Origin of the sequence: Clostridium sartagoforme (assembly GCF_004794105.1) — a bacterium.
GTDB classification, from domain to species: Bacteria; Bacillota; Clostridia; order Clostridiales; family Clostridiaceae; genus Clostridium; species Clostridium sartagoforme_B.
Genome location: NZ_SRYR01000003.1, coordinates 250,218 through 271,526 on the forward strand (window position 1 = coordinate 250,218; position 21,309 = coordinate 271,526).

The window sequence follows — 21,309 nt, forward strand, 5'->3', positions numbered from 1 at the left end:
AGAGGTAATTAGGTTGAGAATAGAAGATAGTAATATAGATAAGAATACTAAAGTTTATAGATCTAAAATACTTGCAGAACAAAATTTATATAAGTCAGTGATTTCAATAAATAATAGCTTAGATAAAGAAATGAAAGAAAAATCAGAAAACTTATTAACATTTGGAGTTAAAAATACTGTGGATATCCCAATAGAGTCAGTGGATAAAATTAGAAATAATTCAAAATATTTATTACTGACTATAGATAAGATGTCACATTTAGGTAGAAGTATTGATACAGATTTAATAAATCCATTAACTTATAGATGTATGACTGGATCTAGTAGTGGAACTGCTATAAATATAATTAAGGGCATTAACGATTTTGGAATTGGGACTGATGGTGGTGGATCAGTTCTTGCTCCTGCTTTAAGTACAAATTTATATTCCTTTATTGGATCAGGAGTTAATTTAACTACTAAAAAAGAAAGTTTATCTACTGATAGTATAGCTTTTAGTGGGGGAATTGGAGTTATTTCTAAAAACTTATCTATATTAAAGGAAGTAGCTTATGATTTATTAGATGAAAAAATATTAAAATATATAGCTCAAGTAAAAGAGAAATTGAAATTTAATAAAGATGAAAACTCAAGTCTTATTAGAGTAGCAATTCCAAAAACAAATTTATTAAAGTTACCTGATGGTACTGATATGAGGCAAGAGATAGATAAGGCAATTAATTTAATAGATAATAAAGGAATTAAATTTATAGAATATGATTTTGATAATATATATGAAAGAAATATTGGAATAAAAGAAATAAAAAATATATTTGAAAATAATTTAGCTGATGTTATTTTAACTTTTGAAGGACCGATAGATGTTTATGGATATGATGAAACTATTCAAAGGAGTTTTAAGGGAAAAGCAGAAAAAGAAATAACATCTAATGGAGGGAAAGCTTTAGTAAAAGCTATAAACATGTGTAAATGTACAGGTATTACTATTCCAGGAGAAAAGTTAGCAAGTGGATTTGTTATTTGTGGAAAACAAGGAGAAGAGGGAATGGTTAATGCTTTTAGTTTAGCCGAAGAATTAGATTCTGTTATTGATAAGAATGAGATTTTTCAAAGATATTTTATAAGAAGAGAAAAGTTTGTAGAACCAATAAAACTATAGATTGTAATAAAATACCCTAAGAGACCAGAAAGTTGGAGATTCCAAATTTCAGATCTTTTGGGGTGTTTTTATTAAAAGAATATAATTAAAAGTTATTATTTATTAATCAAATTCATACTACAATAGATTGTGGTAACCCAAATAGACATATTTAGTGAATTAATCTTATAGTTAATGTAATTAAATAATTTAGTTTGCAGGGAGATTTATAAGAGTAAAATTTATATACCTATGATATAAATTGAGATTAACACTTTATTAAGAAATGCAAATCTGTTAATTTTAATAATTAAATATATAGATACAAAGAAGGTCTATTTTATAGTATAATATTGAAGAATTAATGGAGAATATTAAGTTAATTGAAAGTTTTAATCATTAATTATCTTTAACTAATTTGTTTAATTATATGGAATTTAACTAAATATGCTATTAATTATGTTGATAAAAATAAATAATTCACGATTTCAATATAGGTAATTTACTAAAGGAATTCTTAAAACCTACAAAAGCAAAAGATTATAATGTTATAATATTATTATGGTTATAAGGCTAATGAGACTATTAGGATATAAGGATATAGATTTAGATTATTAATTGAAAGATAGATATTAATTAAGGAGATGTTATGGTATTTAGTTCAACAATATTTATATTCATTTTTTTACCGTTTATTTTACTTTTATATTATATAGCAGGGAAAAAAATAAAAAATTATATATTATTAATTGCAAGCTTAATATTTTATGCTTGGGGTGGAGTAGCTTATTTAAAGATACTAATTGCTTCAATAATACTCAATTATTCTTTTGGAATACTTGTAGACAAGTATAGTAATAGGGAAATACTTAAAAAAGCAATATTGACTTTAGGTGTTATTTTAAACCTTTCAATATTATTTTATTACAAGTATTATGATTTCTTTATAGAAAATGCAAATATGCTTTTTGGTAAAAATCTCTCTTTAAAGCATATAGTTCTTCCTATAGGAATATCATTTTTTACCTTCCAAGGGATGTCTTATATTATAGATATTTATAGAGGAGATGGAAAAGTTAATAAAAATCCTTTTTCAGTAGCTCTTTATATATCTTTATTTCCGCAATTAGTTGCAGGGCCAATCATTAAGTATAAAACTATTGATAAGGAAATTAGAAGTAGGCAAGAATCTATAGAACAGTTTAGCTATGGAATTAATAGGTTTGTACTTGGTCTTAGTAAAAAAGTTATTATTGCTGATATCTTAGGAGCCATGGCTGATAATATTTTTAGTCTTTATGAAAAGGGGATAGATACACCTACAGCTTGGATAGGAGCTATATGCTACACCTTCCAAATTTATTATGACTTTTCAGGTTATTCAGATATGGCAATAGGTCTTGGTCATATGTTTGGATTTAGATTTATGGAAAACTTTAATTATCCTTATATATCTAAGTCTATAACTGAGTTCTGGAGAAGATGGCATATTTCCTTATCAACTTGGTTTAAAGAGTATTTATATATTCCTTTAGGTGGTAATAGAAAAGGGAATGTCTATGTAAATTTATTTATAGTATTTTTAGTAACGGGGATATGGCATGGAGCTTCTTGGACATTCATTCTTTGGGGAATATGGCATGGAATATTTATAGTTTTTGAAAGACTTATAAAGAATAAAAGCTGGTATATTAATATTCCAAGTATAATTAAATACTTAGTTACTATGTTTATAGTCATAATTGGATGGGTGTTATTTAGAGCAGATGACCTCTCTCAAGCTTTTGGATATTTAGAAGTTATGTTTGGAGTTAATTCAAATGCAAATCTTTATGAATTTACTTATTTTATTAATAAAAAGTTAGTGCTATGGATAGTAGTGGCAGCTTTAGGATCACTTCCTTTTATCTCTAATAAACTTAGAAAATATAATGGAAATAAGAGTTTTGAAATTATATCTACTGTGGGAATTTTAATTTTATTTATTTTATCTATAGTATTTATAATTAATTCAACTTACAGTCCATTTATATATTTCCAATTTTAAAGGGGTGAAGTTATGAAGAAAATACATAAGGTAAAGATAATATTATTTTTAGGAATTATTGCAGTGCCATTAATTTTTATGAATTTAAAAGAAGATGTGGTTTCTGAAATAGATAATAGAATGCTGGTAGATTTCGATGAAATTTTTGAGGATAGTGGTAAGGTAATATATAACTTTGAATCCTTTGTTAATGATAGAATCGGATTTAGGAAAGGAATGGTTAAATCTTATGGGAGAGCAATGGACATACTCCTAGATGAGATGGTTCATCCTAATTATCAATATGGAAAAGATGGTTATGTTTATCTTAAATTACCTGAAACAAATGTTGATTTAAGATTTCAGGAGCTATTTTCAAGTTTTATAAAGGATTTTGAAACTTATTGCAGGGATAGAGGAATAGACTTCTTATATACATTAGAACCTAGTAAATCAACTATTTATCCTGAGTATTTACCAGAAGGTTATATTAGAAGTACAGAAAACTTAGATTACTTTACAGGGCTATTAGATGAAAAAGGTGTAAATTATTTAAGTAATGTAGATATACTTCTAAAGGCTAAGGAAGAAGCTCAAGTGTTTGATCCTAAGTATGATGCTGGACATTGGAATGAAACTGGTGCAATTTATGGGATTTCAGCTATGATAGATAGACTTAATGATTTAGATAATAGAGTTGGAAGCTTTGATATAAATAAGTTTGAAGCAATTCCATTTGTAAACACTTCATTAATGAACTCAGATTTTCCTATAAATGAGACAACTACTAATTATGAATTAAAGGAATATAGCTTAGAGTATATAGAGGATTATGAATATGAAATTATAAGACATAAGGATTTTAGATATTATAATCATTATGTAAATAAAGCTAATCCTGATGGGACAAAGCTTTTAATATTTGCAGGTAGTTACTTTAATAATAAAGAAAAATTTATTGCAGGAAACTTTTCTGAAATTATGAAGATACATAACTATAGAAATGTATTAGATTATGAGTACTATATCAATATATATCAGCCAGATATGGTCTTATTTGAATCAACAGAATACACAAATACAGGTTATCATTATCCTAAGAAGACTATGGAAAATAAGCCTTTAATAAAAAATATAAACAGTTATAGCAGTTTAAAAGAAGATGATTTAGTAGAAATTAACCAAACTACTTTTAAAAAGAGTAATACAAACTTAACGACTATTGCTATACCTTACGAAGGTGAAGATATATTAAATGCTTATGCTACTATAAATGGAAGAATTTTAGATTTACAAGTAAAAAGAGTTGAAGATAATAATTATGTAGGTTTTTCGATTATTAATAACGAAATAAAAGATATAGATGCCTTTGATTTATATTTCTTATCAAAGGATGAGGAGAGGTATGGAAAAGTAGAGCTAAAGCTAATGAATGATGAATAATTTAGAGCTTAGAATTTAGAATTAAGGATATGATTTCTTTGAAATCATTTTTAAATTAAGAGAGTTTTTAATTAAAGAATTAAAGAAAACTCAAGGTGCTTTCCTTGAGTTTTTTAAATTGTATTGAAAACCACTGGCTATGCCGGTGGTCAAAAGGGCTTAAGCTCTGAAAAAAAAACTCCTATGATAAAATTAAAACGACTGACAATCGTAAAATAATAAAATCATAGGAGGTGTGTCGTATGGGTAACGACATAGAAAGCTTAGCACATACAAAATGGAGGTGTCAATATCACATAGTATTTGCACCGAAGTACAGAAGACAAATAATATATGGAAAATATAAAGTGGAGATAGGAAAAATATTAAGAACTATATGTATGAGAATGGGAGTAGAGATAATCGAAGCTAATGCATGTACAGATCACATACATATGTTAGTGACTATCCCGCCTAAAATGAGTGTGGCAAAATTTATGGGAACATTAAAAGGTAAAAGTAGCTTAATGATTTTTGATAGATTTGCACATTTAAAATATAAATATGGTAATAGGCATTTTTGGTGTAGAGGATATTATGTTGATACAGTAGGAAGAAATAAAGCTGCAATTGCAAAGTATATTCAGAATCAAATTCAAGAAGATCAAATAGCAGAACAAATTAGTATGAAGGAATATATTGACCCGTTCACGGGATCGCCGGTAAAAAGTAGCAAATAGGAAAACCACCCGATGAGGGTGGTAGCTGAAACTGTTTTGCGATTGGCAGTTATTCAGAGCACGAGTAGTGCCGCCAGTATCATGCCCTTATAGGGCTTAATCAAGCCACCAGCTAAGCTGGTGGTACATGACTCAGTTTAATTTCAAAACTCCGAAAGGAGTTTTTTCATCAATTATAAATTATGCATTATCAATTATACATTGTGCGACAGCACGTACTATTCTTCTATAGAGTAGATAAATTTATGAAGTTCTTTTGTAGTTCCTTCAATATCTATATTAGTATGGTACATATCTGTAAATCCGGCACTTATAATATTAGAATCGGATGGGAATCTTCCTTGCTCTATATTGTTAAGTCCCATGCCTAGAGCTTTGGTAGCAATTGAAATTATTTCACCATTACTTAAGTTTGTTGTTACTAGTGGAAGAATCTCATTAATTAATCCGGGCACTTCAGCTAAGTTTATATCTTTAAACTTAAGGAATAAAGCAGCTAAGACATCTCTTTGTCTTTCTGTTCTTTTAAAATCACGACCTTCTGTATATCTTATTCTACAATAGGCAGAAGCTTGAGTTCCATTTAAAAGTTGTTTTCCAGCAGAATAAATATGATCAGTTTTTGTTCCATTATTCTTATCTATATTATCAATATATCCATTTATGTATTTAAGTTCATCTGCAGTGATTTCCATTTCCACGCCACCTAATGAATCAATTATCTTAGGAAGTCTTTCTAAGTCAACTTGTACAAATTTATCAATATTTAAATTAAAGTTATAATTTATAGTTTTCATTATGGCGCTTGGGCCACCATCTAAGATAGTATAATTTAAGTTCATCTTACCACCTTGAGGTAAATCCAAATAAATATCACGCATTAATGAACCAAGTTTAATATTGTTATTTTTAGTATCTATTGAAAGAATCATAGTTGCATCTGCAGCACTTACCTCATATAGTTCTGAGAAATCACTGCCAAAAAGAGCTATAGTTATAACATCGGAAGCTTCCTTAGGTAATTCTTTACCAGTATCTAAAACATCCTGTCTATCTATATCTATTCTGTTAACCTTACTTGAAAGGTAATATGTATATCCAGCCCCTATTGCAATAACGATTAAAATAACAGAAAGTATAGAAATAATAATTTTTTTCTTTCCTGAAAATTTCTTCATAAAATATCCTCCTGAAATATAGTACTTATAATTAATTTCAAATTCATAAAAATGAGCAGAATCTTTCTAAAAACTTGTTATATTATAGCAGATAAAAGGTAAATTTGGAAAGTAGAAACATATTATTGTATTAAATTAAAATAATTGATGTATATTTAATAGAGGAGAAATAAGAAATTTTAAATAATAAAAATTCGACAAAATCAAGTTTTGCGTTATATATAAACGCATTAAATTCCAACTAAATTTAAATAAAACTAAAAAATGTAAAATATATGAAAAATAAGTTAAAGCCAATAATAATATTTTGAATACTTAATTAAAGCTGAAATTATAATGAAAGTTTAATAGCTTTTAATTGATAAGTGAGTATGATATAATTAACAATGCTAAAAATTAATATTATAAATAAATAAGAAGATTAAATAATGTTTTATCAGGGGGATAAGATGGATAATATTAATATAAATATTAATGGTAAGACAGATAAAAAAGAAACTAAGATAGTATATGGTTTATTAAAAAGAAGCTTAGATATTATAGGCTCACTTATAGGCCTGGTTTTATTAAGCCCTATTTTTTTTATTGTAAGTGTTTTAATAAAAATTGAATCAAATGGACCGATTCTTTTTATGCAGAAAAGAGTAGGATTGAATGGAAAAGAATTCAATATGTATAAATTTAGGTCTATGGTAGTTAATGCAGAAGAGTTAAAAGAAAAGTTGAAAAATAAAAATGAAATGTCTGGACCTATGTTTAAAATTAAAGATGACCCTAGAATAACTAAGGTTGGTAAATTTATAAGAAAGACAAGTATAGATGAATTACCACAGTTAGTCAATGTTTTAAAAGGGGAAATGAGTCTAGTTGGACCGAGACCAAGTTTGCCGAATGAAGTTAGGGAATTTGAAAAATGGATGCTTAGGCGTCTAGATGTAAAACCAGGCATTACTTGTTTCTGGCAAGTAATGGGGAGAAATAAAATCGGCTTTGAAGACTGGATGAAGCTTGATATTAAGTATGTAAATGAGAGAGGCTTTTGGTTAGATATAAAGCTCATTTTTAAGACGTTTTTTGTGCTATTTGGAGATGAAAATGCAGCTTAATAGATGAAAATAGTAATTAAAAATAGTTAATGTTTTTAAATAAGGTGAGATAATAAATGAAAATAGCAGTAGCAGGAACAGGATATGTAGGGTTATCTAATGCTATATTATATAGCTTCTACAGAAGCAGAAGAACTTGAATTTTTTGTAAATATTTACTTAGCATCAAAAGTTCATATAAAATATTAAAATGACATTTTTAATTGGTGCTTTATATAGATTAGCAATAGATATAATAATGTTATTAATTAGCATATTTATAATAGGTTAATACCAGATAAAAAAGTGACTATAAGTAAATTTGAAAGAAATACTATGAATGTATATATAGGACATATATATTTTATTAAAGTATAAGTGGAAATAATGCCTAAGTATTCTAATAAAATTGCTTTTTAATATCAACATTAGTTATATCTATAGGGATAGTATTAATTTTATCTTCACCTATATTTAGAAAAATATATAATTATTTATTTCTATAAGAAAGAGAAAATAATGGAGATATTGAAGAAGTACATTCAGAGGTTAAATAGTTTTTGATAGCAATTATAATATTTAATACAAATTAAATTTTAGCACTTTATTTAAATACAACAAAATATTATACTATTAAGTTATTTATATTAAAGAATGTAGAATATATGTGAATATAAAAGAAACCTAAAAATAAAGAAAATAATAGAAGAGTAAATAAAAACAGAGCAAATAGAAAAATGTTGTTATAAGAAAATATATATCTTATAATGGTAAAAGTATGCAAATGCAAAGTAATTATAATATGTTTTTGAAATATAAGTTATAGAAACAATTAGGTTTATAAGATTATAAAAATAATTATAAAAAGTTAATGTTAAAATGAAATGTAGTTATAGTTAAATTTATGTTAAATACTTATAAATAAGTAGAAGAATTTGATAATGAAAAATATTTAAATTAGTATTTTAGGATTATTTATAATAAATAAAGAAGGGAGAATGACTGTTGAAAAAAATAGGCATTTTAGGAGCCGGGACATGGGGCATAGCCTTAGCAAGAGTGATATCAAATGGGGGGAACATAGTAACAGTATGGTCTGCTTTAGAAGAGGAAATAGAGGAATTATCTACAAAGAGAGTTCATCCTAAGCTGCCAGATGTAACTATTCCAAAAGAGATAAGTTTCGTTAAAGAAATAAAGGATGCCTGCTTGGATAAGGATATTATTATATTTGCAGTACCTTCTATATTTATAAGAAAAACTGCATCTATAGCAAGAGAATATATAAAAGATGGTCAGATAATTATTGATGTGGCTAAAGGAATTGAATCAGATACGTTATATACATTAACTGAGGTAATTAAAGATGAATTAAGAAAAGATGGTTGTCATGAAAACGTAAGGCTAGTTGCCCTTTCAGGTCCTACTCATGCGGAAGAGGTTTCTAGAGATATTCCTACAACCATTGTATCAGCATGCAAAGATTTAGAGGTTGCAGAATATGTACAAAATATATTTGAAAATACATGTATGAGAGTATATACAAATACAGATATAATTGGTGTTGAATTATGTGGAACTGTAAAAAATATTATTGCTCTTGCAACAGGTATAGCAAGTGGATTAGGTTATGGAGATAATACAAAGGCAGCATTAATTACAAGAGGAATTACAGAAATATCGAGACTTGGAACTGCTATGGGATGTTATGATCAAACTTTCAATGGTTTAGCTGGAATTGGAGATTTAGTTGTTACATCAATGAGTGAGCATAGTAGAAATAATAAAGCAGGTCAATTGATTGGAATGGGATATTCTATTGAAAATGCAATTAAGGAAGTTGGTATGGTTGTTGAAGGAATAAATGCTTTGCCAGCTGTTATTAAATTGGCTAATCAATACAAAATTGATATGCCAATAGTTAGTGCAGTTAATTCAATAGTAAATGAAAAAGTTAATCCTAATGATATGGTTGAAGCTTTAATGAAAAGGAAAAGAAAAACAGAGCTTCCAAAGTCAGCTCTAGATATAAAGTTTGAAAATGCTAGTTTAAGAAATAAGAGAGGTATAGACATGAAGAGAATTATTACATATGGAACTTTTGATTTACTACATTATGGACATATTAATTTATTAAAAAGGGCTAAGGCTTTAGGAGATTATTTAGTGGTAGTTCTATCTTCAGATGAATTTAACTGGAATGAGAAACAAAAAAAATGTTACTTTACATATGAACAAAGAAAGGCGCTTTTAGAATCAATTAGATATGTTGATTTAGTTATTCCAGAAACAAATTGGGATCAAAAAAGAACAGATGTACATGAATATCATATTGATACATTTGTTATGGGAGATGACTGGAGAGGACAATTTGACTTTTTAAAAGAAGAAGGTGTAGAAGTAGTATATTTAGAGAGAACACCAGAAATCAGTACAACTCAAATAAAAAAAGATTTGAATAAAAACTAGGAGTTAAGATATATGGATAACAAAGAAAACTTATCAGAAATTCAAGAAGTTATTTGGAATATAGCTAAATATATTAAAATGTATTTAGATGATAATAAGATTGAATATTATATGTTAGGTGGAACCTTACTTGGAGCAATTAGACACAAAGGTTTTATTCCTTGGGATGATGATATTGACCTTGGAATTCCAAGAAAGCAATATGAAGAATTTATAAATAATGTTCAAAAATCGCTACCAGAATATCTTAAATTACAGACATTTAGAAATGAAAAATCACATCATTATTATTTTGCTAGAGTTGTTGATACAAGACATACAGTTAAAAGAACTGGTAGCATAAAAGAAAGAAATGAAGATATCTGGGTGGATATATTTCCTTTAGATGGGATGCCTAATAAATATATTGAAAGAAAAATTCATATGTTTAAATTACTTTTTACAAGAATGATGTATCATATTTCTTGTTTTGATAAAGTGAATTTAAAAAGACCAAATCGTCCATTATCAGAAAGAATAATAATAAAGATTGTTCAAATCACTAAATTTGGGCAAAATTCTGATATGTATAAATGGCTAGAAAAGATAGATTCAACTTTAAGGAAGTATCCATATGAGTCATCAAATTGGGTAATTAATTTTATGGGTCAATATAAATTTAAAGAAATGTTTCCAAAAAGTTATTATGGAAAAGGACAATTGTATTCCTTTGAAGATAGTGAATTACCAGGACCAGTAGATGCAGATGCTGTTTTATCACAAATGTATGGAGATTATATGACTCCACCTGAAGAGGGTAATAGGAATGCTCATGCTGTAGAGTATGAAAAGGAATAGTTTTAAGGTGTAAATAGGAGAAGATAAAATGAATGATGGATTAAGAAAATTACAGCTAGTAGACTTAGCGTTATTTAAGGAATTTTCTTGTTTTTGTGAAAAAAATAATATCAAATATTTTGCACTTGGAGGTACGCTTTTAGGAGCAGTTAGACATAAAGGTTTTATTCCTTGGGATGACGATATGGATTTAGGTATTCCAAGAGAAGATTATGAAAAGTTATTATCACTGTGTAAAGATAAAAAAACAAATTTTAAATTACATACATTTAAGAATGATGAAAATCACTATAGATATTTTTCACGATTAGAAGATTCCTCAATAAAAATTAAAAGAACTGATAATAGTGTAGTAGAAATATCTTCAGCTTGGATTGATATTTTTCCTTTAGATGGAATGCCGAATAATTCAATAATAAGAATGATTTGGAAATACTATTTACTTTATAGAAGAGCTATGTATAGATTCTCCTGTTTTGATATAGCAGTTAATGTGAATAAAAAAGGAAGACCTATGATAGAAAGGATTTTAGTGAAATTTGGGAAAATAGTTCCACTTCAAAAAATACTTGATACAAAAAAAGAGTTGATGAAACTAGATAGAGCATTGAAAAAATTTCCATATAGTAAATCTGATTATTTAGTTAATGCAATGGGAGCATATAAGTTTAATGAAATGTTTTCAAAGAAGGTATATGGCGATGGAAAGTGGTATGAGTTTGAAGATACAAGAGTTTGGGGACCAGAAGATTATGATACAGTCTGCAAGCAACTTTATGGTGATTATATGAAAATACCTAAAGAAGAAGATAAGAATCGTCATAGTTCAGAAGTGTTGGGATAATTATATATTCGTTGAAAGGATAAATGATATTATGAAAATTTGCTATGTCACTCATTTACCAAATTTGACCGGAGCAAATCAATCATTGCTAGATATTTTGTCGAAAAATAAAAGAGAAAAGGTTGAGGCTGTAGTTCTGTTAGGAAAGCATGGTCCTTTGGAAAAAGAATTAGAAAAAATTAATATTAGATATGAAGTGATTCCGTATTCTAGTGAAATAAAAGAACCTAGAAAAATATTGAGGAATATAGCAAAAAAAGTAAAAAATTATTTTGCTATTTTTAAAATTAAAAAGTTTTTTATTAAAGAAGAATTTGATATAATTCATAACAATTCTTTACTTGTAGGGGTTGGTATGAAAGCTGCTTATAAGCTGAGAATCCCTTATATATGCCATATAAGGGAGTTTGTGGTAGATTACCATAATGTTTCTCTTTTAAATGAAAAAAAACAGTTTGATCTAGCTAAAAATTCAAACAAGGTAATAGCAATATCAGAAAGTGTTAAAAATAAGTTTTCACCTATTCTTAACAAGAAAAAAATAGAGGTATTATTTGATGGTATTAATATAGAGAAATATATACTTCCTAATCATATTATTTTTCAAAATAATTTAGAAACGAATGATGGGGTTATAAATGTACTTTTAGCAGGAAGAATTTCTCCAGGAAAAGGTCAATTAGATGCAATAAAAGCAGTTGAAATAATTAGAAATAAAATTAACAATGAAAAAGTAAAAAATATAAAAGATATAAATCTATATATAGTAGGTGGGATTGGTGATAATAATTACTATCAAAAGATGATTAAATATATTTCTGATAATAAAATAGAAGGAATTCATATAATAGATTTTTGTAATGATTTAAAGAAATTGAGAGAGAAATGTGATATAGGGTTAACGTGTTCAATATTTGAGGCTTTAGGAAGAGTTACAATAGAAAATATGCTAGGTAAATTGTTAGTAATAGGTGCAGATACTGATGGTACAATAGAGATAATTAACGAACAGACAGGATTACTTTATAAATATGGTGATTTTGAAGAGCTTGCAGATAAAATTATATTTGCAGTAAATAATAAAGAAAAAATGATAGAAACTGCATGTAATGGTCAGGAATATGCAAATGATAAATTTGATTCTAATTCATATAATTCTGAGTTATATAAAATATATGAATCTATAATATAATTAAGGAGAGATGATATGAATAAAATTAAAAAAGTTGATATATCAGATAAGTTAAACAGTATAAGTTTTTATAATATAAGTTTATATGATTTGTTATATTATTCTGCTTATATAATCTTGTTTATCAAGGTTGTATTCTTTCACAAGAGCCAGATAAATACTGCCATAGATACAGAAATTGTTGGAATACTTTCTAAAATGTGTTCTTTAATATTTTTTGCAAACTGTACAATAATAATGATTTTTTTACAAGAATATAAAAAGAAAGAAAAATATATAATCCTTTTATTAATTGGAATATTTTTTATTTCGGCAATGAAAGCAGAGTCATTAACATTATTAGGTGCATTGGTGTTAATTCTAAGCTCTAAAAAAATTGATTTCGATAGGTTTAACAAAGTATCATTGATTGCTCAAATTATAATTGTTGGATTAATTATTATTTTGGCAGCAGGAAATATAATTGACAATGGAAATATTCTTAGAGGTAATAGTGGGAAAATTAGATACGCATTTGGATTTGGACATCCCAATACCCTTGGAATATTAACTTTTCAAATGATATGTCAGTACTTGTATATAAAAAGAAAAAGTAATGATTATAAAAAATATATAATAAGCACAATTACTATGATTTTTATTTATAAAGCAACAAATAGCAATACAGCATTATTAATGTCTTTAATGGTAGTTTTTTTAACATTTGTATATGAAAAGATAATTAAAATAAAATTTAATTATAATCAAATTAAAAATATGTCTATTGTATTATTAACGTTATCAAGTACAATCCTTATAACATTGTCTGGTTACTTTTGGATGAATCCTAATCAATTAAATCTGAGTACAATGGTTACAAGAATATGGCTGATAAAAAAATATTTAAAGGCATATGGTGTGAATTTATTTGGAAATGTAATTAGTACTGGTACTGATATAGTAATTCCGGGTATGCCAAGAGGATATTATTATTTAGATAATGCATATGCATGGATAATAATAAATTTTGGTATTATTGTATCAGTAGTTTTATTAATTGGAATTATCTATTATTTACGTAAGTTAATACGTTATGGTGAATTTAATATGTTAATAATAGTGTTTGTATATTTAATATATGCAATTTCAGAAATAAATCCGTTTATGATTGTTTTTAATAGTACACTGATTGGATTAAATTACTCCATATATAATGGGAAAGAAAGGAATAATTTAAAGAAAAATAATGAAGAATAATGATTTAGTATCGATTATCATACCTGTTTATAAAACTGAAAAAAAGTATTTGATTAATTGTATAAAATCTATTGAATTACAAGATTATAACAATTATGAGATCGTTTTGGTTGATGATGGAAACCCTAAAGAATACAAGAACATATTAAATGATATTGAAAAAGATATAGAAAAAGTACGTATAATACACAAAGAAAATGGGGGAGCTTCATCTGCTAGAAACTTAGGATTAATTGAAGCAAATGGAGAATATATTGTATTTGTTGATGCTGATGATAGTATATCTAAAGATTTTATATCAGAAGCTATTTCATATATTTCTAAATATAAGTTAGATATAGTTATGGGAGGTTATCAAATAAATGATGTTAAACATTTGCCCAAATGTAAAGATATAAAAATTTATCAAAGTGAAGAGATAGAAAAATTAAAGCAAATATTTATATCTGGATTTGCAACAGAAGATACAAAAGAATTAAAAGGGTGTTTAGGAATTCTAGCTCCATGGGCAAAAGTGTTTAGGAGAAATGCCATAGGAGATATCAAGTTTGATGAAAATCTAATTTTGTCAGAAGATGCATTATTTAATTTATACTGTTTAAGTAATGTAGAAAAGGTAGGAATAGTTTCGAAGTGTTGGTATAATTATTCAATTGTAAATGATTCAATTTGTCATAGTTATAGAGAAAATGCATTACATGAAATTAATATAAGCACAAAAAAGTTTGAAGAGTTTTTAAATATATCTTCTTTAGAGTGTTTTACTAATAATGAGGCATATAAATATAGAATGATTAAACAACTATATAATTTATTATTATATTATTATTGTAATTCAAATTATAAAGGTGATAATCCTATAAAAGGTATTAAAAAGTATTTAAAAGATAATAAAAATATATATAAGAGTATTAAGAATACGGATGAATTTTTTTTGCCGAAAAGCTATAAGGTTTTAAAATTATTGGCAAAGCATCAATCTTCTCTAGGTATATATATATTCTTTAAATTAAAGTTATATTTAAAGAAATCATAGATAATGTTAAGATTTATTTTTATTGCTTAAAGTAAATAACCCAATTTAATAGTTGTAGATGGATTATTTGGATAAATATTTTTATATGAAGAAAATAAAAGATGAAGAAATGTTTAGTTGTAGATAAGAGAAATCATATAGGTGGAAATATATTGCGATAATATAGAGAGAATTAACGTCAAATATAAAAAATGAGATGATAAAGAAACCAATATAATTTTGGGGAGAATATTAGCAAAATATAAGTATTATGATATAAATAGCGCAGTTTAAAGAAATTAAAAGGCAGTTGAAGAAGAACTTAGAAGGGTAGAATAGTATGAAAGTTTTAAAGAATTTTTTATATAATTTGTCTTATCAAATATTAGTATTAATATTACCTTTAATAACAGTACCGTATGTATCCAATATATTAGGAGCAAAGGGTGTAGGAGACTATGCCTTTACTTTTGCGAATGTCCAATATTTTGTTTTATTTGGAATGGTTGGTGTGACTTTATATGGAAATAGACAAATAGCTTATGTAAGGGATAATAAAGAAAAGTTAAAGAATACTTTTTATTCAATATACTCAGTCCAAGTAATAACAATGCTTATATCAGGAGGGTTATTTTTATTATTTGCTTTTACATTCACTGATGAAGGATATAGAAATCTATATTTAGTTCAAGGAATAAATATATTAGCAGCTTTAATAGATATATCTTGGTTATTTATGGGGCTTGAGCAGTTTAAGAAAACTGTATTAAGAAATACAATAGTAAAATTATTATCACTTGCAAGTATTTTTATATTTGTAAAAAACATAGATGACTTAGTAATTTATATTTTAATATTAGCTTTATCTAACTTATTAGGAAATTTGACATTTTGGCTATATGTTCCTAAGGTAATAGGAATTAAAAATATTAGAATTAAAGGGTTAGCAGGGCACCTTAAAGCTTCTATAGCTTTATTTATTCCGCAAATAGCAATACAAGTTTATTTGTTATTAAGTAGAACATTATTAGGAGTTTTTACAGATACTATACAAGTAGGATATTATGAAAACTCCCAAAAATTGGTAAGGATGGCATTGACAGTAGCTACTGCAATTGGAACAGTTATGATGCCTAAGATAGCTAATACAGTTGCGTCGGGGGATATGGATAAAGTTAAGTATTATATAAAGAATTCTTTCTTCTTTATGAATTTTATTTCAATTCCACTTACATTTGGATTGTTAGGAATAGCTAAGGAATTATCACCATGGTTTTTTGGAAAAGAATTTGAAGGGATAGAGAAATTAATAATTATAAGCTGTGTAATAATATTAGCGATTAGTTGGTCAAATGTTTTTGGAACACAACTTTTAGTTCCTTTAAATAAAACAAAAGAGTTTACTTTATCTGTAACAGCGGGTGCGATTGTTAACTTAGTCTTTAATCTTATATTACTAAAACGTATGGGGAGTATAGGAGCTTGCATAACTATAGTTTTGGCAGAAATAACAGTTACGAGTACAGAAATGTATATTTTAAGAAAGTTCTTGGATATTAAAGAGCTAATAAAATCTGTTATTATATTTTTCCCAGCAGCAATAATTATGTTTATAATAGTTAGAATAATTGGAGTTAATATGGGTGCAAAAATATTAACAACTATACTTCAAGTTTCAATTGGAGGTTTAATTTACTTATTATCTGTTTTTATACTATTTAGGATTTATCATAAGCAAAATTTAGTAGGTTATTTAAAGGAAATGTTAAAAAGCTAGAAAGTTTAAAATGAACAAATAACTTGGATAGTATAAAGAAACTGCTTAATATATGTAGTATAGATGATAAAAAATATTTAAATATTAAGGTGTTATATGATTTATTTATAAGAAGTGCCATGAAATATGTATAAATAAAAGAGATAGGAATTTCCTATCTCTTTTATTATCTAACATCATTAAATATATAATCTCTCATCTGCTGTTTAGCAGTTTCAATATCAAATGTTAGATAGTAAATTCCACCAATATTAGCCCCTTCGCCGTAACCATCTCTAGGGAATCTATCTTGTTCTAAATTATTTCCAATTCCAAGAGCTTTAGTACCTAAGGAAAGAATATCACCAGCGTTTAAGTTAGTTTGAACATAAGGTAAAACTTCATTTAATAATGAGTTGTATGAACCAATAGATGCAGATGTTAGTTTGGTAAATATTGCATCAATAACTGTTCTTTGTCTTTCAGTTCTCTTATAATCTCCTCCAGCAGTATATCTTATTCTAGAGTAAGCAAGAGCTTGTGTACCATCAAGGTGCTGAACACCTGCATAAGTAATATGAGGAGAATTTGTTCCATCTTTTCTATTAACATCATCTATATATTTATTTATATACTTTAATTCTTCGTTAGTAATTTCTATATCCACCCCACCTAGAATGTTAATAATCTTAGGTAATGAAGAAAAGTTAACTGATACGAAGTCTTGAATATTTAATCCAAAGTTTTCATTTATAGTTTTTATTGAAAGCTCTGGACCACCATAAGCATAAGCATGATTTATTTTATCCATTCCATATCCATCTATATTAACATAAGAATCTCTCATTATAGATGTTAGTTTTAGCTTATTATGAACTGGATCTAAGGTTGCAATCATTATGGAATCAGAACGTCCAGTTTCACCATCAGTAGCATCTACTCCAAATAAAGCTATGTTTTTAATTTTACTTGTATTGTTATACTCTTTTAATTCATCTTCTACAATTCCGAGGTTATCTTTATTAAGTTTAATATTGTCCATCTTACTTAATATGCCTATAAAGTAGCCACCACCAACTACAGCTAATGCTAGTACTACACATAAAAAGCCTATAAATATTTTAAATCCCAAAGATTTCTTTTTCTTTTTTCTTTTTTTAGATTCATTATAATCATTTTGTGACATATCTACACTTCCTTTCTAAATAAGTTTATCATAGGATATAGTTTTTTTTCAATTAAGTAATATAAATGTAAGAAATAATTATATATAAGTTGTAATAAAGTTTTTACATTTTATTAAGTTACATTTATATAAAAATATATTATTTACTAAATTATGTACTCAACTTATATAAGAATTAAAAATATACATGATTTCAATTGATGTAATTTACTTTTAAATTATTTTTGTACTAAAATATCATAAATCCTTAAAAAATAGATTGTTTGTTGAAACATATATATAATATATAATTTGTATTTAATATAATTGAGTTATATAATAGATAGAGTAATAACATGTTTAGATAGAATGACTTTTATTAAAATATTTATAACTATAAGTGAAAGGATGATAAAGATGAAGAAGATACCATTTTCTCCTCCAGATATAACAGATAAGGAAATAGAAGCAGTAGTAGAAGTATTAAAATCAGGATGGATAACATCTGGACCTACATTAGCTAAGTTTGAGGAAGAATTGGCTGAGTATTGTGAGGCTAATAAGGCAGTAGCATTAAATAGTGCAACAGCTGCAATGGAGCTTATATTAAAGGTATTTGATATAAAGGAAGGAGATGAAATAATAACAACTCCTTACACATATACTGCAACAGCAAGTGTAGCAGTACACAGAGGTATAAAACCTATTTTTTGTGATGTTGCAAAAGATAGCTTCTTTATAGATTATAATAAAATAGGAGATTTAATAACTGATAAAACTAAGGTAATTATGCCAGTAGACTTTGCTGGGGTGCCTTGTGATTATGATAAAATAAAAGCTGTTCTAAAAGAAAAAAATAGAGAAGACATAATAATATTAGTAGATTCAGCTCATTCCTTTGGGGCTAAATACAAGGGGGGAAAAGTAGGAGCACAATGTGATTTCCATACTTTCTCATTCCATGCAGTAAAAAACTTTACAACCGCTGAAGGTGGAGCAATAACATATAATAACAATAACTTTAATGGAAGAGAGAACTTATTTCAAGATTTTAAATTTACTTCCCTACATGGCCAATCTAAGGACGCTTTATCTAAGATGAAGGCAGGAGCTTGGGAATATGACATAATTACAGATGGTTTTAAATGTAATATGACAGATATAAATGCTGCCATTGGTAGAGTTCAATTAACAAGATATGAAGATATGTTAAAGTATAGAAAAGAAATATTTAATACTTATACAAGAATATTAGAAAAAGAAGATTTTTCTATAATACCAGTTACTGAATATGGTGAAGGAACTGAAAGCTCATATCACTTATATCCATTAAGAATAAAAGGATTTAATGAGGAAAAGAGAAATATTCTTATTCAAAAGTTAGCTGAAAAGGGAATATCAACTAATGTTCACTTTAAGCCACTGCCAATGTTTACACTATATAAGAACTTAGGATATAATATTGAAGATTATCCAAATGCATATGCTCAATATGAAAGTGAAATAACATTACCTGTATATAGCACTTTAAAATTAGAAGATGTAGAATATATAGCTAATGAATTAGTTAAAGTAGTTAAGGAAATTAACAAATAAAATAACTCTAATATAGATTAACTTTTTAGTTAATCTATATTTTTATACAAATTTTTATTAAATAAGTATTAAGAATTATATGGAAATATATATTAAGCCTGTATCATGGTATAAAATTATATTAAAAAGTTTATATATATTTTGAATTGTGATAAAATAAAAATGTTAGTTTTTTATAAATTTGAGTATAAAGGAGATTATTACTATGAATATACCTTTAATAGATTTAAAAGCTCAATATGAATCATTAGCAGAGGAGCTAAAAGAGGCAACTTTTGGGATATTATCTTCAGCTAATTACATAATGGGTAAAACTGTAATAGATTTTGAAAAAGCCTTTGCTGAATATGTAGGCGTAAAGCATGCTATATCAGTAGGTAATGGAACAGATGGATTAGTAATAGCATTAAAGGCTATGGGAATAGGAGAAGGAGATGAAGTAATAACAACTCCATTTACATTCTTTGCTACAGCTGAAGCTATATCAGCAGTAGGAGGAACTCCCATATTTGTAGATGTATATAAAGATACTTTTAATATAGATGTAACTAAGATAGAAGAAAAAATAACTTCTAAAACTAAGGCTATAATGCCAGTTCATATCTTTGGACAATGTGCAGATATGGACGAAATAAATGAAATTGCAAAGAAGCATAATCTTTTAGTTATAGAAGATGCTTGCCAAGCAATTGGAGGAAAGTATAAAGGAAGAAATGTTGGTTCTTTAGGAGATGCTGCAGTATTTTCATTTTTCCCAACTAAGAACCTAGGCTGTGCTGGAGATGGTGGTATGATTGTTACAAATAACGATGATATTGCAATAATAGCAAAAGCTCTTAAGGCTCATGGAAGTGGAGAAAATGGTCAAAAGGCATACAACTTACTAAACAATATAGAAGAAGAAGTTCAAAAAGCTGAAGGAGCAAATGATACAGTTTATAATCCGTTAAAATATTACAATTATTTAATAGGATATAACTCAAGATTAGATGCAATTCAAGCGGCTATTTTAAATGTTAAAATAAAAGAAATAGATAATTGGAATGCTAAGAGAAGAGAAGTCGCTGAAATTTATAATGAAGCACTTAAAGATACTGATTTAGTAACTCCAGTAACTAGAGATTATGTAGAACCAGTTTACCATATGTATGTTCTGCAATCTGAAAATAGAGAAGCAGTACTAGAAAAGTTAAAGACTGCAGGTGTTTCAACAGGAGTATATTATCCTGTACCACTACATCTTCAAAAATGTTATAAGAACTTAGGATATAAAGAAGGAGATATGCCAGTTTCAGAGTACCTTTCTCATAGAACCTTTGCTATACCAGTATATCCAGAGTTAACTAAAGATCAAGTAGATTATATAATAAGCAAAATAAAATAAAATAAAATAAAATGCAGACATTTTACTAATGAAAAATTAAGAATGAATAATGAAGGATATGATTTCTTTGAAATTATTTTTAATTAGATGTTTTAATTAAAGAATGAAGAAATAAAAGAATTAAGGAAAAACTTTTATGGATTTTTGAATAAAAAGTACTTTGATTAAATTAAGTTTTAAGTTTTTCTGTGTAAAACCTAATTATTTAAGTGTATTTTACAGAGAT

At 26.7% G+C, this 21,309-nt stretch carries 16 protein-coding genes; 14 read left to right on the top strand and 2 right to left on the bottom strand.

Annotated elements, in window-relative coordinates:
- The first annotated feature begins 13 nt into the window (after nt 1-13).
- From E5347_RS09460 to tnpA, 4 genes are all read left to right on the top strand, one after another.
- Complete coding sequence (locus E5347_RS09460) at nt 14-1,159, top strand: amidase family protein (protein WP_243109765.1); 1,146 nt, start codon at nt 14-16, stop codon at nt 1,157-1,159.
- A 628-nt stretch (nt 1,160-1,787) separates the two neighbouring features.
- On the top strand, nt 1,788-3,185 hold the full coding sequence (locus E5347_RS09465) for an MBOAT family O-acyltransferase (protein ID WP_136006759.1): 1,398 nt from the start codon (nt 1,788-1,790) through the stop codon (nt 3,183-3,185).
- A gap of 12 nt (nt 3,186-3,197) precedes the next feature.
- Nucleotides 3,198-4,607, top strand: coding sequence for an alginate O-acetyltransferase (locus E5347_RS09470; RefSeq protein ID WP_136006761.1), 1,410 nt, complete (start codon nt 3,198-3,200; stop codon nt 4,605-4,607).
- 242 nt (nt 4,608-4,849) lie between these two features.
- On the top strand, nt 4,850-5,326 hold the full coding sequence (gene tnpA / locus E5347_RS09475; protein ID WP_136006762.1) for an IS200/IS605 family transposase: 477 nt from the start codon (nt 4,850-4,852) through the stop codon (nt 5,324-5,326).
- Between the two features lie 218 nt (nt 5,327-5,544).
- On the opposite strand, the gene E5347_RS09480 is transcribed toward tnpA, so the two are convergent.
- Nucleotides 5,545-6,504 carry an LCP family protein gene (locus tag E5347_RS09480; protein ID WP_136006764.1) on the bottom strand — a complete coding sequence of 320 codons (960 nt, stop codon included), beginning with the start codon at nt 6,502-6,504 and terminating at the stop codon, nt 5,545-5,547.
- A 449-nt stretch (nt 6,505-6,953) separates the two neighbouring features.
- Between E5347_RS09480 and E5347_RS09485 the strand changes: the two genes are divergently transcribed.
- The 8 genes from E5347_RS09485 (at nt 6,954) to E5347_RS09520 (ending at nt 16,959) form a co-directional block, all read left to right on the top strand.
- Nucleotides 6,954-7,610 (top strand): sugar transferase, encoded by a 657-nt coding sequence (locus E5347_RS09485; protein ID WP_136006766.1) that lies wholly within the window; start codon nt 6,954-6,956, stop codon nt 7,608-7,610.
- A 984-nt stretch (nt 7,611-8,594) separates the two neighbouring features.
- Nucleotides 8,595-10,058 carry a glycerol-3-phosphate cytidylyltransferase gene (gene tagD, locus E5347_RS09490; protein WP_136006767.1) on the top strand — a complete coding sequence of 488 codons (1,464 nt, stop codon included), beginning with the start codon at nt 8,595-8,597 and terminating at the stop codon, nt 10,056-10,058.
- 12 nt (nt 10,059-10,070) lie between these two features.
- Nucleotides 10,071-10,895: a LicD family protein gene (locus E5347_RS09495; protein ID WP_136006769.1), complete on the top strand. Its 825-nt coding sequence runs from the start codon at nt 10,071-10,073 to the stop codon at nt 10,893-10,895.
- 28 nt (nt 10,896-10,923) lie between these two features.
- A complete protein-coding gene (locus E5347_RS09500) occupies nt 10,924-11,739 on the top strand; it encodes a LicD family protein (RefSeq protein WP_136006772.1) in 816 nt (271 codons plus the stop codon).
- Nucleotides 11,740-11,770: 31 nt separating this feature from the next.
- A complete protein-coding gene (locus E5347_RS09505; RefSeq protein WP_136006775.1) occupies nt 11,771-12,931 on the top strand; it encodes a glycosyltransferase family 4 protein in 1,161 nt (386 codons plus the stop codon).
- 15 nt (nt 12,932-12,946) lie between these two features.
- Nucleotides 12,947-14,167: a hypothetical protein gene (locus tag E5347_RS09510; protein WP_136006777.1), complete on the top strand. Its 1,221-nt coding sequence runs from the start codon at nt 12,947-12,949 to the stop codon at nt 14,165-14,167.
- A complete protein-coding gene (locus E5347_RS09515; RefSeq protein ID WP_136006779.1) occupies nt 14,157-15,203 on the top strand; it encodes a glycosyltransferase family 2 protein in 1,047 nt (348 codons plus the stop codon). Before E5347_RS09510 ends, E5347_RS09515 begins: the two co-directional genes overlap by 11 nt.
- 319 nt (nt 15,204-15,522) lie before the next feature.
- Nucleotides 15,523-16,959 (top strand): oligosaccharide flippase family protein, encoded by a 1,437-nt coding sequence (locus E5347_RS09520; protein WP_136006781.1) that lies wholly within the window; start codon nt 15,523-15,525, stop codon nt 16,957-16,959.
- A 166-nt stretch (nt 16,960-17,125) separates the two neighbouring features.
- Here E5347_RS09520 and E5347_RS09525 read toward each other — a convergent pair whose 3' ends face one another.
- Entirely contained in the window at nt 17,126-18,124 is a 999-nt protein-coding gene (locus E5347_RS09525) for an LCP family protein (protein ID WP_136006782.1), read from the bottom strand.
- A 396-nt stretch (nt 18,125-18,520) separates the two neighbouring features.
- On the opposite strand from E5347_RS09525, the gene E5347_RS09530 reads away from it, so the two are divergent.
- Both E5347_RS09530 and E5347_RS09535 read left to right on the top strand, forming a co-directional pair.
- Nucleotides 18,521-19,699, top strand: coding sequence for a DegT/DnrJ/EryC1/StrS family aminotransferase (locus E5347_RS09530; protein ID WP_136006784.1), 1,179 nt, complete (start codon nt 18,521-18,523; stop codon nt 19,697-19,699).
- A 205-nt stretch (nt 19,700-19,904) separates the two neighbouring features.
- Entirely contained in the window at nt 19,905-21,083 is a 1,179-nt protein-coding gene (locus E5347_RS09535; protein WP_136006786.1) for a DegT/DnrJ/EryC1/StrS family aminotransferase, read from the top strand.
- The last annotated feature ends 226 nt before the right edge of the window (nt 21,084-21,309 follow it).